Here is a 14,790-nt window from a genome sequence, read left to right as displayed (position 1 = left end):
CATCTTTAAGAAACGCTGCAAATTCTGGGGAATTTGGCCGAAAAACCGACCTAAGGCCTAATGCCGTTCAGTTAAGCGACTGAACGGCATTTTTTGTTTTCGGCGCAAAGTAGTTGTAAACGGGGCGCGGCGATGTTAACTTGCATCGCCATGCTGGTTGATGATCTGCGCCTTCTGGTCGAATCACAGCCGCCGCTCGAATGGGGACGGCTGGGCCAGCATCTGCCGTACGAATGGATCGAGGCTGCCGTGCAGGCTGGTGGCAGCGCCAGCGTTCGTCGGCGTCGACTTGCCGCGCAGCAGGTCGTATGGCTAGTGATTGCGCTTGCGCTGTACCGACACCAGTCGATCAGCGAGGTCGTCGATGAACTGGACCTTGCATTACCTGTAGCCGATGCGTCATTTGTCAGCAAGAGCGCCATTGCCCAGGCGCGTCAGCGCGTCGGCGCGGCGCCCCTGGCGTGGCTGTTCCACGAATCGGCCAGGAACTGGGTGGCGCAGGACCAGGACCCATACCTCTTCAAGGGATTCTCGCTGTTCGCGATGGATGGCACCACGCTGCGCACCGCCGACAGTGCCGCCAACCGCGGGCATTTCGGTGCCTCTGCCGCTGCTCACGGCCGCATTGGCAGATCGAGACCAGTTACCACGAGTCCAAGCAGTCGATGCTGGGCATGGAGCTGACCCTTCGCAGCCAGACCGTGGAAGGCGTCTATCAGGGGTTCTGGGGCGCGCTGATCGCGTATAACCTGATACGTCTGGAGATGACAAAGGCCGCACACGCCCCCGATGAACTGAGCTTCATCCGCGCATTCCACACCATTCAGTACGAAATGACATGGGCAGCCGTGACGCGCTCGTATGGCAAACTGCCCGCGCTGCTCAAGCGCCTGCGTGAGCGGCTCAAACAGCTTCCTAATGAAAAACGGCCCCGGCGCAGTTGCGCTCGAGCCGTCAAATCGCGACCGTTTCGCTACACCGTTCGGGTCCTCAAAAGAGACCTTAACTGAACGGCATTGCATCTACGGCGACTTTTTCAACAGAATCGCCCGTTGCTGTCATTCGCGCCGTTCGAGTCCGACGTCCGATAGCCGAACCATGCGGTCATATGAGTGGCGCCCACAGCATGCCGGGCAGCGCTCGTTCGCGCGTCCCCTCATTTGAGGCACAGAGCCGCGGGGTTCATCCCATCTCATCGTCTCAACGAGCGTCAGAGAGGCTCCGGTTCTACAAGCGTTCAATCAAGCGCCGATCCCCCGACTCACAATACCCATGACATGCCGCACGCGCCGCATTCGCCGCGCTGTGTACGAATAGCGGCGCATCCGCGCGGCGCGACATCGACACCACAATCGACGGCGGCAAAGGCTGCAACGGCAACTCCACCACTTCTCCGCGCGCGATGAGATCTGCGACGAACAGACGAGGGATCGCCGCCACACCGAAGCCATCGCGCACCAGTTGCACAATCACTGAGATCGACGGCGATCCGGTAATGCGCGTATCCGCGAGCGGCACGCTGTTCGCGAGCGCAAGCTTGCCGACGATGTCCTCCAGCGCGCGATGCGGTGCAGTGCCGCGTCCGAAGGTGAGGATCGGATGGCGCAACACGCGCTTGGCAAGCCCGCTGCGCGAAAGCGGAAGCAGCCCCGCGCGCGCGACCCAGTGCACAGGATAGTTCGCGAGCGCATCGCACACCACGGTTTCCTCGTCGCTGCCTTCCACTCGAATGATCAGATCCAGCTCGCCGGCCATCAGGCGACGCTGCAATACAACGCTCACGTCTACCGCAAGCTCCACTTCGAGTTGCGGAAGGTCGGCCGAAAGGCGTCGCATGTAATCGGCGAGCCAGCTATGCACAACTGTTTCGATCACGCCGAGCCGCAGCTTGCCGCGCATCGCGCCCTCGTGCGACGCAGCGGCCTGCAACTGGCGCGTCGCTTCCACGACGGCCTTCGCATAGCCGAGCAGATATTCACCGTTCGGCGTGAGCCGGAAATCGCGGCTCTCGCGATCGACGAGCGTGGTCTGCAACTCGTCTTCGAGCGCCTTCAGACGCTGCGAGATCGCGGCGGGCGTGGCGTGCAACGCCGTTGCCGTGGTGCGGAAGCTGCGCAGCTTGGCAAGCGTGACGAAGGTTTCCAGAAATCGTGTATTCATGGGCCGTAGGCGCTGAAAAAGAGCAGAGAGGAGGCGATAGCGACGAGGGGAACCGCTCCAAAAAACTCAACGTGATTCGGGAAAACCCGCAATTCCGTTAAGAAATTCTATTCAACCGACGCAAATAAAACTAGTTGGCGTCAAATTTTCTTCTTTTCTATGCTTCGTCTAACGCTGTAGCCCTTACACCTCGCACGCCGACACCATGACTCCATCCGAATTCCGCAAAGCTGTCCGCCATCGCGGCTTCCGCGGCCCGACGGCCGGCCATTGCGGCGACTACGCGCAAGCCAATCTGGCGATACTGCCAGCGGCGCACGCGCACGACTTCCTGCGCTTCTGTCATGCGAATCCGAAGCCGTGTCCGCTGCTCGGCGTGGGCGAACCCGGCGATTTTCGCGTGCCGGTGCTTGGCCGCGACGTCGATATCCGCACCGACGTGCCCGCCTACAACGTCTATCGCGATGGCGAACTGAGCGAGTGCGTCGAGTCGATCGAAGCGCTCTGGCAGGACGACTTCGTCGTGTTCGCCATCGGTTGTTCCTTTTCGTTCGAGCACATGCTCGCGAAGGAAGGCATCGGACTGCGTCACGTCGAAGAAGGCCGCAACGTGCCGATGTATCGCACGCATATTCCGAATCAGCGCGCGGGCGTGTTCGGCGGCGAACTGGTTGTTTCGATGCGCCCGCTGCGCGGCGCCGACGCGATCCGCGCGGTGCAGATCACGAGCCGCTTTCCGGGCGTGCACGGCGCGCCCGTGCATATCGGCGACCCGGCCGAACTCGGCATCGTCGATCTGGCGCGCCCCGAGTTCGGCGACGCAGTGACGATTCATCCGGGCGAGCTGCCGGTCTACTGGGCGTGCGGCGTGACGCCGCAAACCGCGCTCAGGGCCGCGAAGCTGCCCATCGCGATCGCACACGCACCGGGCCACATGCTGATGACCGACATCCCCAACGCATCGCTGGCGATTTTCTGAGCGTTTGCGCAGTACGCGCGGCGTAACCCGGCGCCGCGCGCCATTCACCGCAATTCGAAGCCATCCGGCCACGCGGCCCGGAGGGAATGACGCATCCCCACGCTTTCGCGCGGCTTCGCTCGTTACTCATGCGTCTATCCACAGGAGCAGCAGATGGACAGCAAGACATTCACAGCAAGCGTCGACGATGCCGCCGATCAGAACGCGACGGCAGACGCCCCGGAGCTTTCGTGGTATGCCGAGGCGGGACCGCGTGCGCGCCGCGCGTTCTGGAGTTGCAAGGTCGGCTATATGCTCGACGGCATGGACACGCAGATGCTGTCCTTCGTCATTACGACGCTCGTCGCCACGTGGAGCCTCTCGCTCGCGGACGCGGGCTTCATCGGCACGATGACGTTGCTTTCGTCCGCGCTCGGTGGCTGGATCGCGGGGATTCTGTCCGACCGCATCGGCCGCGTACGCACGTTGCAGCTTACCGTGCTGTGGTTCGCGGTATTCACCGCGTTGTGCGGACTCGCGCAGAACTACGGCCAGTTGCTCGCCGCGCGCTCGCTGATGGGATTCGGCTTCGGCGGCGAATGGACGGCGGGCGCCGTGCTGATTGGCGAGGTGATCCGCGCACGCGATCGCGGCAAGGCGGTCGGTCTCGTGCAATCGGGCTGGGCGCTCGGCTGGGGCATGGCCGCCCTGCTCTATGCCGTGCTGTTCTCGGTCATGGCGCCCGAGATCGCCTGGCGCGCTCTGTTCCTGATCGGCCTCGTGCCGGCGCTGTTGGTGCTCTTCATCCGCCGCTACGTGAAAGAGCCGGAAGTGTTCGAGCACGCGAAAGTCGCGCAGCAGGCAGCACACGACAAGCCGCGCTTCACCGAAATCTTCGCGCCCCGCCTGCTTTCGACGACGCTGCGTGCAGCGCTCCTCACCACGGGCGCACAGGGCGGCTATTACGCGATCACGACGTGGTTGCCGACCTTTCTCAAGACCGAGCGTCATCTGACGGTGATGGGCACGGGCGGTTATCTGGCGATGATCATTGCCGGTTCGTATATCGGCTATCTGTGCAGCGCGTGGCTCACGGACCGCATCGGCCGCAAACCGAACTTCATTCTGTTCGCGCTCGGTTCGATGGCGATTGCGTTTGCGTACACGGCGTTGCCGCTCACCAATGCGTCGATGCTGTGGCTCGGTTTTCCGCTCGGCTTCTTCGCGTCGGGCATCTTCTCCGGCATGGGCGCGTTTCTCACCGAACTCTTTCCGACCCGCGTACGCGGCTCGGGACAGGGCTTCTGCTACAACGTCGGCCGCGCAATCGGCGCGCTCTTTCCGGTACTGATCGGCACGCTGTCGAGCCGCTTCGGCCTCGGCACGAGCATCGGAATTTTCGCGGTGGCCGCGTATGGCGTGCTGATCCTCGCCGCGCTCACGTTGCCCGAAACGCGCGGCCGTGAACTCGAATCGGCCTGAACGGCGCGCCCGCACTGCGCTACCTCTTTCGTATCACACACTCGACACCATGAAGCACGATCACAGCTCTGATGTTTGCACGCCCTCCCGCTGGCAGTTCTGGATTGACCGTGGGGGCACCTTTACCGATATCGTCGCGCGCCGCCCCGAGGGCACGCTCACCACGCACAAGCTGCTCTCCGAAAATCCCGAGCAGTATCGCGATGCGGCAGTCGCCGGGATTCGTCATCTGCTCGGACTGCGAGACGGCGAAGCCATCACGCCGCACGACGTCGAGATGGTAAAAATGGGCACGACGGTCGCGACGAACGCATTACTCGAACGCAAGGGCGAGCCCGTTGCCCTCGTCACCACGCGCGGCTTTCGCGACGTGTTGCGCATCGCGTATCAGAACCGTCCGCGTCTCTTCGATCTCGACATCGCGCTGCCCGAAGCGCTCTACGAGCGCGTGGTGGAAATCGACGAACGCATGAGCGCGCAAGGCGATGTCGTCGCGCCGCTCGATCACTTCGCGGCGCAACGCGCGCTGCGCGAGGTCTACGACAGCGGCATCCGCGCGCTCGCCATCGTGCTGATTCATGGCTATCGCCATACGTCGCACGAACGCGAACTCGCTGAATTGGCACGTCGTATCGGCTTCACCCAGGTTTCCGTTTCGCACGAAGTCTCGCCGCTGATGAAAATGGTCTCGCGCGGCGATACGACGGTGGTGGACGCGTATTTGTCGCCGATCCTGCGCCGATATGTCGATCAGGTCGCGCACGAAATGCCCGGCGTGAACCTGCAATTCATGCAGAGCAGCGGTGGACTCACGCGCGCCGACGTATTCCAGGGCAAGGACGCGATTCTCTCGGGACCGGCGGGCGGAATCGTGGGTATGGTGCGCGCAGCGCAGGCGGCGGGCTTCGAGCGCGTGATCGGCTTCGACATGGGCGGCACGTCGACGGACGTCTCGCACTTTAACGGCGAGTTCGAGCGTGTATTCGAAACGCAGGTGGCCGGCGTGCGCATGCGCGCGCCGATGATGAGCATTCACACGGTGGCAGCCGGCGGCGGCTCGGTGCTCGGTTTCGACGGCGCGCGTCTGCGCGTCGGCCCCGATTCGGCCGGTGCGAATCCCGGCCCGGCCGCGTACCGGCGCGGCGGTCCGCTCGCAGTCACCGACTGTAACGTGATGCTCGGCAAGATCCAGCCCGACTATTTTCCGCGCGTGTTCGGTCCGGATGCGAACGAGCCGCTCGATCGCGACGTGGTCGCGCAACGCTTCCAGGCGCTCGCCGATGAAATCTTCGCGACGACAGGTCAGCGCCGCACGCCCGAAGGACTCGCGGAAGGTTATCTGGAGATCGCAATCGGCAGCATGGCGAACGCAATCAAGAAGATCTCCGTGCAGCGAGGCCACGACGTGTCGCAATACGTGCTGAGCACGTTCGGCGGCGCGGGCGGCCAGCACGCCTGCGGTGTGGCCGACGCGCTCGGCATGACGAGCGTGTTCGCGCACCCGCTCGCGGGCGTGCTCTCCGCTTACGGCATGGGTCTCGCGGACCAGACGGCCATGCGCGAACGCGCGCTCGAAATCACGCTCGACGAAGCGTCGCGGCCCACGCTCGAAGCCGCCCTCGACGCGCTCTCCGACGACGCCACGCGCGCCCTGCTCGAACAGAGCGTGGACGCGGCACGCATCACGACCGAGCGCCGCGTGCATTTGCGCTATCAGGGCACCGATTCGTCGCTCGCCGTGCCGTCGGGCAGCGTCGACGAGATGCGCGCCGCGTTCGAAGCGGCTTACCGCCAACGCTACGCGTTCCTGATGGCGGACACACCGCTCATCGCGGAACTTGCGTCCGTCGAAGCGATCGGTCATTCCGATGCGCCCGTCGATGCCGTCAACCTGTCGCCGCGCAACGCGCACGGTGCCAGCGACACGCTTCGCGCGCAAACTGTTGTGCGGATGTATTCGGGCGGCGCATGGCACGACGCCTCGCTCTATCAGCGCGATACATTGTGTGCGGGCGACACGCTCGACGGCCCCTCGATCATCGCCGAGAAGAACGGCACGACCGTGGTGGAACCGGGCTGGCAGGCAGTGGTGACCGCACAGGGCAACGTGGTGATGACGCGCGTGCAGCCGCTGCCCACGCGCCGTTCCATCGGCACCGAAGCCGACCCGGTGCGCCTCGAAATCTTCAACAACCTGTTCATGTCGATCGCCGAGCAGATGGGTTTGCGTCTGCAGAACACGGCGTATTCGGTGAACATCAAGGAGCGCCTCGATTTTTCGTGCGCGATTTTCGACGACGCCGGTGATCTCATCGCAAACGCGCCGCACATGCCGGTGCATCTCGGCTCGATGGGCGAAAGCATCAAGACGGTGATCGAGCGCAATCGCGGCGCAATGCGCGACGGCGACGTGTTCATGTTGAACGATCCGTATCACGGCGGCACGCATCTGCCCGACGTGACCGTCATTACGCCCGTGTTCGCCGACGGTTCGGCCGAGCCGCTCTTCTACGTCGGCTCGCGCGGCCATCATGCGGATATCGGTGGGATTACGCCAGGTTCGATGCCGGCTTCTTCGTCGCATATCGACGAGGAAGGCGTGCTGATCGACAACTGGCAACTCGTGTCCGCAGGCGTATTGCGCGACGCCGAAACGCGCGCCTTGCTCGCATCGGGCCGCTACCCGGCGCGTGATATTGCGCAGAACATGGCCGATCTGCGCGCGCAGGTGGCCGCGAACCAGAAAGGTGTGGACGAGTTGCGCCGCATGGTCGCGCAATTCGGCCGGGACGTGGTGCTAGCGTTCATGCGTCACGTGCAGGACAACGCGGAAGAAGCGGTGCGCCGCGTAATCGGCGCGCTGAAAGACGGCCGTTACCGCTACGAACTCGATAACGGCGCGGTGATCGAAGTCGAGATTCGCGTCGACGCCCCCACACGCAGTGCCACGGTGGATTTCACCGGCACGTCCGCGCAGTTGCCGAACAACTTCAATGCGCCGAAGGCCGTCTGCATGGCGGCGGTTCTGTATGTGTTCCGCACGCTCGTCGGCGACGATATTCCGCTCAACGCAGGCTGCTTGAAGCCGCTCTCGGTGATCGTGCCGGAACGTTCGATGCTGAGCCCCGCGTATCCGGCGGCAGTGGTGTCGGGCAACGTGGAGACGTCGTCCGCGATCACGAATGCGCTGTATGGCGCGCTCGGCATCGTGGCGTCGAGCCAAGGCACGATGAACAACTTCACGTTCGGCGACGCGCGCTACCAGTACTACGAGACGATCGCGGGCGGAAGCGGCGCGGGCGACGGCTTCGGCGGAGTGGACGCCGTGCAGACGCACATGACCAATTCTCGCCTCACCGACCCCGAGGTGCTCGAATGGCGCTACCCGGTGCGGCTCGAGTCGCATCTGATCCGCGCGGAATCGGGCGGCGAGGGACGCTGGCGCGGCGGCAACGGCGCGATCAGACGCATCCGCTTTCTCGCACCGATGACTGCCTCGATCCTTTCGAACAACCGCATTCACGCGCCGTTCGGCGCGGCAGGCGGACGTGCGGGACGACGCGGCAGCAACAGCGTGGAGCGCGCGGATGGTCACATTGTCACGCTGGGTCATATCGCGAGTGTCGAAATGGGGCCCGGAGATGTGTTCGTGGTGGAAACACCGGGGGGCGGAGGTTTCGGGAAAAGCTGATTCCCTCGCAGCGGGGCTTGCTTCCACGGCTCGGCATGCCCTGCTTGCATGGCAACGCGATCGACCGGAGGACGGCGCATTTGAGAGTAAAGCAGCCGTTTGAGCGTTAGGGGCGACGTTGGTTCGAAAGGCAGAAACTGGCCGAATGTCGCCTCACGCGATCAGCATGCGTGCTTCGACTTTGCACGGCTGCGAACAGCAGCACGCGACCCTCCTCTTCTGCCACTCGAACGAGCTCTGCCTCGACGGCCGCTTTAAAGGTTACAACTGCCCTTAACACGCCCACACCACGTCGCGGATGCTCGGCCTGTTGTCTTCCAGTGCTCCTTCGTCCGGCGTAGCCCATTGAGAAGAGTCGGTAACGCGTCCGCCGACCGTCCGATGAGAGTACGGCGAACTATAGTCATTGCCGTCCGGTTCCATGCGCATTCCCGAATGGGGCCGCCGCACGCGCGGGGCATGGCAATGAACCATAGACGCCCTCGCAGGGAATTCAAGTTCGCGATTCGTAAACCGCGTCGAAAAGTCACAAAATTGGTTCACCGGCCGGCAAAAGAACAATTTCATGCAAAATACATAGAACCAATTTGTTCCTAGAAGCTCCGAGTGTCGGTGTGGAAGGAGCAAAATTATGCTAACTGACGCGGGACGTCCCGGAAAACAACGGGACGGCCTGATCGGGGGAAGCCGCCGCGACTTTACGGAAGCGCTCGGCGAGGCCGTCTATGGTCGGATCGCCAGGGACCAGCCGGACAGCATCATTGCTGCTTAACCAGCGCGCGAACTCTCTCGTCGGGTCAAATTCGGCCACCTGCTGAGGGCGTCGGGAATTCACAAAATCACCTGAAACGCTCGTGGTAGCAACGATCTTCCGCCAAGCCTCCTGAGCGGAAGTGGTTCCCGGCGCCGCGGCGATCTCCGGTTCGGCGTTCTGTGCCGGCCACCACGTCGCTGACCTCCGCTCCCACCGGTGACGGCGATGTTGGAATCGCGTCTGATCTGGGTGCGCCTATCGGTGCTTTCGCCGTTGGTGGGTTTGCGAATAATACGGCGCATATCTTAAGCATGACGACACACTGAGCTTCACAGCGACAATGTCCTGCCAAGGTGACGAAGGAACGAGAGAAAGATGCACAAGAGGCAAAACCGGCGTCGCAAAAATCCGGTTGGCATGGTCTGTCCATAGATACAGGGAAGCAGACATACCGGGGTTCCAAAGAGAACGATCGGCAAATACCAACTGCAAGGCCCTTCATAAGGCGTCCAATCGGGTCCGGTTAAGGATTCGCGCGTCTTGCGTATCAGCCATATGTTGTCCCAATCAAGGCGAACTTCGAATGGGATGACATGCCGCAGGACGGAGCTTGCCGTTGCAGGCAGTTTTCCCAACAGCTTCAATTGCGGCCGTCGCCAGCCTTGTTGTTCGTACGAGCGCATCTGTGTGAAAGGCTCGATCGACAAGCTTCTCGGAACGAATTAGGCAAAGTCGCACGAATCCTTACACCATCCTCTGTTAGGACGCGGCAGCGAGTCATACGCCTCGCTGCCCGAAAGGGCTCCTTTCGACGTCCAAGCTGTTCTGCTAAGAACCGGCCTGGAATATGTAGCTAGATGTGTAGCTAGTGCCGTTCTCCGTGCGGGAAATTGCCGTGAAACCCTTATAGAACAAGGATCGGCGCTCGCGAAATAGAGCAGTACGACATCGTTCTGATGTAGCGGCTGCGCTTCGAGATGGCCTGTGCACCGGCACTAACGGCAACGATGCCAACGAAAAAGGCCTTATGGATATGCAATCTATAAGGCCAGCGGCATCACGCTGGCACCGCAAGCGCGTCGCGGCCCACGCAGTCCATCTTCAGAGCGCCGTCACTTGCGGAATCATGGCGGCCTGGCCGCGCAGAACGCCTGAATCATCGAACAACTGCCAGACCGTTGCGTTTTCGATCCAGAAGCGCTGCCCGCCCTTCGCGATGCGGATGCCGCGGTACCCGGTGACGAACCCGTCGCGCGTCACCTGATCGAGGAACGCCTGGCGCGCCGCGCGTTCAGGCGATTGCGCCGACAGGCGCGAGCGCAGAGCCGTGATCTCGTTCCAGTCGTATCCGAAGATCGCCTGCGCTCGCGCGTTGCCGTAGACGAAGACGGGATCGGTCTGCGTATCGTGCGCGAGGAGCCCAAACGGCGCCGCTGCGTAAAGCCATGTAGCGCCTTCGGTGTCGCTCATACCGGCCGGCACGAGTGATTTGCCGAGCAGACGCCGATAGCTGTTCGTGAGGAGGCGAAAAAAATCGACGTCCGTGCTCGATCGCATCGTAGTGTTTCCTCTATCTCAGGTTTTCTCAAGTCAGCGCAATGGCGTGCCCCGCCGCGCCGTGCACACGCTTGCGCTTCCAGTTGTCATATTCACAGCTGTAGTTCAACAGCCCGGCGCCCACTTCGGCTTGTCGCGTCGAGCGCGCGGCTTCGCGCGAACCCTACTCGCCGTACCCCACCCCGTTGCGGCGGCGCAGTTGCACCACATCGCGAAGCGGAGGCGCCCCAAAGAGCCGGCTATATTCCCGGCTGAACTGGGACGGGCTGTCATACCCGACCCTGATCGCCACCGACCCGACATCTCCGTTCTGCCCGAGCAACAGTTTGCGAGCCTCGTGCAACCGCAGTTGCTTCTGATATTGCAGCGGACTCAGCGTCGTGACGTTCTTGAAGTGATGATGGAAGGACGACACGCTCATGTTCACCTCCTGCGCCAGCATTTCGACCCGCAAAACCTCGGTGTAGTGATTCTGGATCCACTCGATGGCCCGCGCGATCCGGTACGTCTGGCTGCCGTTCACGGCGATGTGCCGCAGCCGCTTGCCCTGCTCGCTCGTCATCAGCCGGTAGAGCAATTCCTTCTCGATGAGCGGCGCGAGAACCGGAATGTCACCCGGAGTATCGAGCAATCGCACGAGCCGCAGCGCTGCGTCGAAAACAGCCGCCGACAGCGAGCCTACGGCGATGCCTTCGCCCGCCGACACGGCACCCGGTTCCGGCAGACGCAATTGCGTCGCCAGTTCGGCGATGCACTGCGGATCGAGCGTGAGCTTCACGCACAGATAAGGCGCGTCGGCGGACGCTCGCGTCACCTGCGAGGTCATCGGCAAATCGACGGACGTCACGAGGCAGTGCAGATGATCGTAGTCGTAAGCCTGCCCCGCCACCACGACCCGCTTGGCGCCTTGCGCCGCGAACACGAACGCGGAACTCGTCACGCCGCAGCCAAGATCGGCGGGCGCCGAGTATCGGTAGAAGCTCAGCGAGGGAATCGCCGTCTGATGCGCGCCGTCCACCGGCGCAAAGCGGCAGAGGAGCGCGGCGAGTTCGCGGCGTGCTGCTTCGCGCGACGCGCAGGTATCGAGGCCGGAAGAACTCAGTTCCATGTGCATTGAACTCCATTGACGGAATCGAGCATACCCAGGCAGTGCCGGTGCAGCCACGGCTCGTCTGCTCGATTTGCAGCATTGTTCAACTTTTTTGCAGGATTGTGTAAGCGCAAAGCCTAGCGGTCCGTCACACTGCCGCGTACACCCGGCACCAGGTTCCGGGCTTTCCCCACGGAGAGGTTTCATGTCTACATCGTTTGTCCTCAACGGCAAGAACGTTACGCTCGATGCCGATCCCACCACGCCGCTCCTCTGGGCGATCCGGGAGAACGCGGGTCTGCACGGCACGAAGTTCGGCTGCGGCATGGCGCAATGCGGCGCCTGCACGGTTCATCTGGAAGGCGAGGCCACGCGTTCGTGCGTGCTGCCGCTCGCCGCCGTCGCGGGCAAGCGAATCACGACCATCGAAGGCATTGCAAGCCGGCCCGCGAAAGCCATCCAGGCAGCATGGGTCAAGCTGCAGGTGCCGCAGTGCGGATACTGTCAGTCTGGACAGATCATGTCCGCGACAGCTTTGCTCGAACACAACGCCACACCGACCGACGCCGATATCGACGCAGCGATGAACGGCAATCTGTGCCGCTGCGCGACCTACACCCGCATACGCGCGGCCATCCACGAAGCCGCTGCCACCCTGAAGGCCTGACCATGACGACCGGATCAGATTTCACTGACGCAGTACGTCCGTCGCGCCGGACCTTCCTGAAAGCAGCCGGCAGCGTCGCCGCAGTCGGCCTCACCATTGGCTTCGAGTGGGCGGGCACGGGCCGCCGCGCGCTCGCCGCCACGTTACCCGACGTGACCTTCGCCCCCAACGCGTTCCTGCGCGTCGCGCCGGACAACGGCGTGACGGTCATCGCGAAGCACGTCGAGATGGGCCAAGGCGCGTACACCGGTATCGCGACGATCGTCGCAGAAGAGCTTGACGCAAACTGGCAGGACGTACGTGTCGAAAGCGCGCCCGCCGACGCGAAGCGCTACGCGAACCTCGCGTTCGGCACGATACAAGGCACGGGCGGCAGTTCAGCTATGGCCAACTCGTGGATGCAATTGCGCGAAGCCGGCGCGAAAGCGCGTGCGATGCTGGTCTCCGCCGCCGCCGCGCAGTGGCGAGTGCCCACAACCGAGCTGGAGACGCGCGACGGCAGCGTCCACCACGCGGCCACGAAGCGCAGCGCGACCTACGGCTCGCTGGCGTCGGCTGCGGCCCGCTTGCCGGTGCCGGAAAAGGTCGCGCTCAAATCGCCGAAAGACTTCCGTTTGATCGGCCATCAGCTGCCGCGCGTCGACGTGCCGCCGAAAACCGACGGCACCGCACAGTTCACGCTCGACGTCACGTTGCCCGGCATGCTGGTCGCGTTGCTGCAGCGTCCGCCGCTCTTCGGTGCGACGGTCAAGTCATTCGATGCGTCGGCTGCGAAAGCTGTGCCGGGCGTCGTCGCGGTCGTACAGGTGCCGGGCGGCGTCGCAGTGGTCGCGAAGGGCTTCTGGCCGGCGAAACAAGGCCGCGATGCGCTGAAGATCGAATGGGACGATTCGAAGGCCGAGAAGCGCAGCTCTGACGCGATCATGGCCGAATACCGGCAGCTCGCCGAGCAGCCCGGCGCATCCGCCCGCAAGGACGGCAATGCGACGCAGGCGCTCGCGAGCGCGGCGAAGAAGGTCTCCGCCACCTACGCCTTCCCGTATCTCGCTCACGCGCCGATGGAGCCACTCGACGCCGTCGTCAAGCTCACTGCCGACAGCTGCGAGATCTGGGCCGGCGACCAGTTCCAGACCGTTGACCAGGCCAATGCCGCACGCACGGCCGGGCTCGATCCACAACAGGTGAAAATTCACACGCTGTATGCAGGCGGCAGCTTCGGGCGGCGTGCGAATACGCGCTCGGACTATATCGTCGAAGCCGTGTCGATCGCCCGCGCGCTGGGTGCGAACGGCACGCCGGTCAAACTGCAATGGACCCGCGAGGACGACATCCACGGCGGCCTCTACCGGCCGATGTACTTCCACAAGCTCGACGCGGGCCTGAGCGCGGACGGCAAGCTCGTCGGCTGGCGGCACCGGATTGTCGGCCAGTCGATCCTCGCCGGCACGCCGTTCGCGAGCGTCATGGTCAAGAACGGCATCGACGCGACTTCCGTCGAGGGCGCCGCGAACGTGGCGTACGCGATTCCCAACATCTCGGTCGAACTGACGACCACGCAGACCGGTGTGCCGGTGCTGTGGTGGCGGGTGGTCGGCAGCTCGCACACGGCATTCGCGGTCGAGGCGTTCATCGACGAAGCCGCACACGCCGCAGGCAAGGACCCGTTCCTTTTCCGCCGCGATCTGCTCGCGCACGAACCGCGCATGCGGGCCGTGCTCGAACTCGCCGCGCAGAAAGCGGGCTGGGACCCTGCCAAACCGTTACCTAAAGGCCGCGGGCGCGGCATCGCGGTCGCCGAGGCGTTCAAGACGTTCGTCGCGCAGGTCGCGGAAGTCTCCGTTGGCGAGGACGGTAGCGTGAAAGTGGAGCGCGTGGTCTGTGCGGTGGATTGCGGCACGCCGATCAATCCCGACATCATCGCGGCCCAGATGGAAGGCGGGATTGGCTTCGGCCTCGGCGCCGCGTTGCACAGCGCGATCACGTTAAAGGACGGCAAGGTCGAGCAGAACAATTTCGACGCCTACCAGGTGCTGCGAATTGCCGAAATGCCGAAGGTCGAAGTGCATATCGTGCAATCCGGCGAAGCGCCGACCGGCGTCGGCGAGCCGGGTGTCGCGCCCGTCGGGCCGGCGGTCGCGAACGCGATTTTTGCGGCTACTGGCAAACGGGTTCACAGCTTGCCGTTCCCCGCCGCTGGGGAAAAGAGCGCCTGACGGGCGTTTCTTCGGAGTCCGTTGGACATGCGCCGTACCCCGCCGGGGCGGCGCTTTTTTGTCCGGTATGCCGGGAGCGCTTTCGTGCGCGACACGGGGAACAATTCGCGACGGTGCTGGATATCGGAGCCTATTGTTCTTCGCTTCGGTTCTTCGCTTCGGTTCTTCGCTTCGGTTCAGGATTCGGTGCGAATCAACAATGAGCGCAATCGCTTCGA

Annotated in this window: 7 protein-coding genes and 2 pseudogenes; 6 read left to right on the top strand and 3 right to left on the bottom strand. The window is 63.3% G+C overall.

Translation table 11 applies throughout. The features are described from left to right. Positions 1–150 precede the first annotated feature (150 nt). Positions 151–1,010 (top strand): annotated as a pseudogene (locus tag F757_RS34965) (transposase domain-containing protein). 217 nt (positions 1,011–1,227) lie between these two features. Here the strand turns inward: F757_RS34965 and F757_RS0108440 are convergent. Next, positions 1,228–2,160 carry a LysR family transcriptional regulator gene (locus F757_RS0108440; protein WP_027211021.1) on the bottom strand — a complete coding sequence of 311 codons (933 nt, stop codon included), beginning with the start codon at positions 2,158–2,160 and terminating at the stop codon, positions 1,228–1,230. A 190-nt stretch (positions 2,161–2,350) separates the two neighbouring features. On the opposite strand from F757_RS0108440, the pseudogene F757_RS0108435 reads away from it, so the two are divergent. The 3 genes and pseudogenes from F757_RS0108435 to F757_RS0108425 all read left to right on the top strand — a co-directional run. Continuing rightward, positions 2,351–3,139, top strand: a pseudogene (locus F757_RS0108435) (putative hydro-lyase); the annotation flags it as partial. Positions 3,140–3,292: 153 nt separating this feature from the next. Then, complete coding sequence (locus F757_RS0108430; RefSeq protein ID WP_027211019.1) at positions 3,293–4,600, top strand: MFS transporter; 1,308 nt, start codon at positions 3,293–3,295, stop codon at positions 4,598–4,600. Positions 4,601–4,649: 49 nt separating this feature from the next. Next, a complete protein-coding gene (locus F757_RS0108425) occupies positions 4,650–8,291 on the top strand; it encodes a hydantoinase B/oxoprolinase family protein (protein WP_027211018.1) in 3,642 nt (1,213 codons plus the stop codon). A 1,855-nt stretch (positions 8,292–10,146) separates the two neighbouring features. Here the strand turns inward: F757_RS0108425 and F757_RS0108415 are convergent. Then, entirely contained in the window at positions 10,147–10,602 is a 456-nt protein-coding gene (locus tag F757_RS0108415; protein ID WP_027211017.1) for an MEKHLA domain-containing protein, read from the bottom strand. A 163-nt stretch (positions 10,603–10,765) separates the two neighbouring features. Further along, positions 10,766–11,710 carry an AraC family transcriptional regulator gene (locus F757_RS0108410; protein WP_035466514.1) on the bottom strand — a complete coding sequence of 315 codons (945 nt, stop codon included), beginning with the start codon at positions 11,708–11,710 and terminating at the stop codon, positions 10,766–10,768. A gap of 187 nt (positions 11,711–11,897) precedes the next feature. Here F757_RS0108410 and F757_RS0108405 point away from each other — a divergent pair, with 187 nt between their 5' ends. Continuing rightward, positions 11,898–12,359 (top strand): (2Fe-2S)-binding protein, encoded by a 462-nt coding sequence (locus F757_RS0108405; protein WP_013339921.1) that lies wholly within the window; start codon positions 11,898–11,900, stop codon positions 12,357–12,359. A gap of 2 nt (positions 12,360–12,361) precedes the next feature. After that, positions 12,362–14,572, top strand: a complete 2,211-nt coding sequence (locus F757_RS0108400; protein WP_027211015.1) for a xanthine dehydrogenase family protein molybdopterin-binding subunit — start codon at positions 12,362–12,364, stop codon at positions 14,570–14,572. Positions 14,573–14,790 lie beyond the last annotated feature (218 nt).

The sequence above is a fragment of the Burkholderia sp. WSM2232 genome, assembly GCF_000472545.1.
In the GTDB taxonomy this organism is placed as follows: Bacteria; Pseudomonadota; Gammaproteobacteria; order Burkholderiales; family Burkholderiaceae; genus Paraburkholderia.
The sequence above is the reverse complement of the archived record's forward strand: the minus strand, read 5'-3'. Positions and strand labels throughout refer to the sequence as shown.

What these genes read in the sequence shown, in the direction of transcription:
- F757_RS0108405 (WP_013339921.1), top strand. Translation starts at nt 11,898, where the DNA reads ATGTCTACATCGTTTGTCCTCAACGGCAAGAACGTTACGCTCGATGCC.
- F757_RS0108400 (WP_027211015.1), top strand. Translation starts at nt 12,362, where the DNA reads ATGACGACCGGATCAGATTTCACTGACGCAGTACGTCCGTCGCGCCGG.
- F757_RS0108425 (WP_027211018.1), top strand. Translation starts at nt 4,650, where the DNA reads ATGAAGCACGATCACAGCTCTGATGTTTGCACGCCCTCCCGCTGGCAG.
- F757_RS0108415 (WP_027211017.1), bottom strand. Translation starts at nt 10,602, where the DNA reads ATGCGATCGAGCACGGACGTCGATTTTTTTCGCCTCCTCACGAACAGC.
- F757_RS0108440 (WP_027211021.1), bottom strand. Translation starts at nt 2,160, where the DNA reads ATGAATACACGATTTCTGGAAACCTTCGTCACGCTTGCCAAGCTGCGC.
- F757_RS0108410 (WP_035466514.1), bottom strand. Translation starts at nt 11,710, where the DNA reads ATGGAACTGAGTTCTTCCGGCCTCGATACCTGCGCGTCGCGCGAAGCA.
- F757_RS0108430 (WP_027211019.1), top strand. Translation starts at nt 3,293, where the DNA reads ATGGACAGCAAGACATTCACAGCAAGCGTCGACGATGCCGCCGATCAG.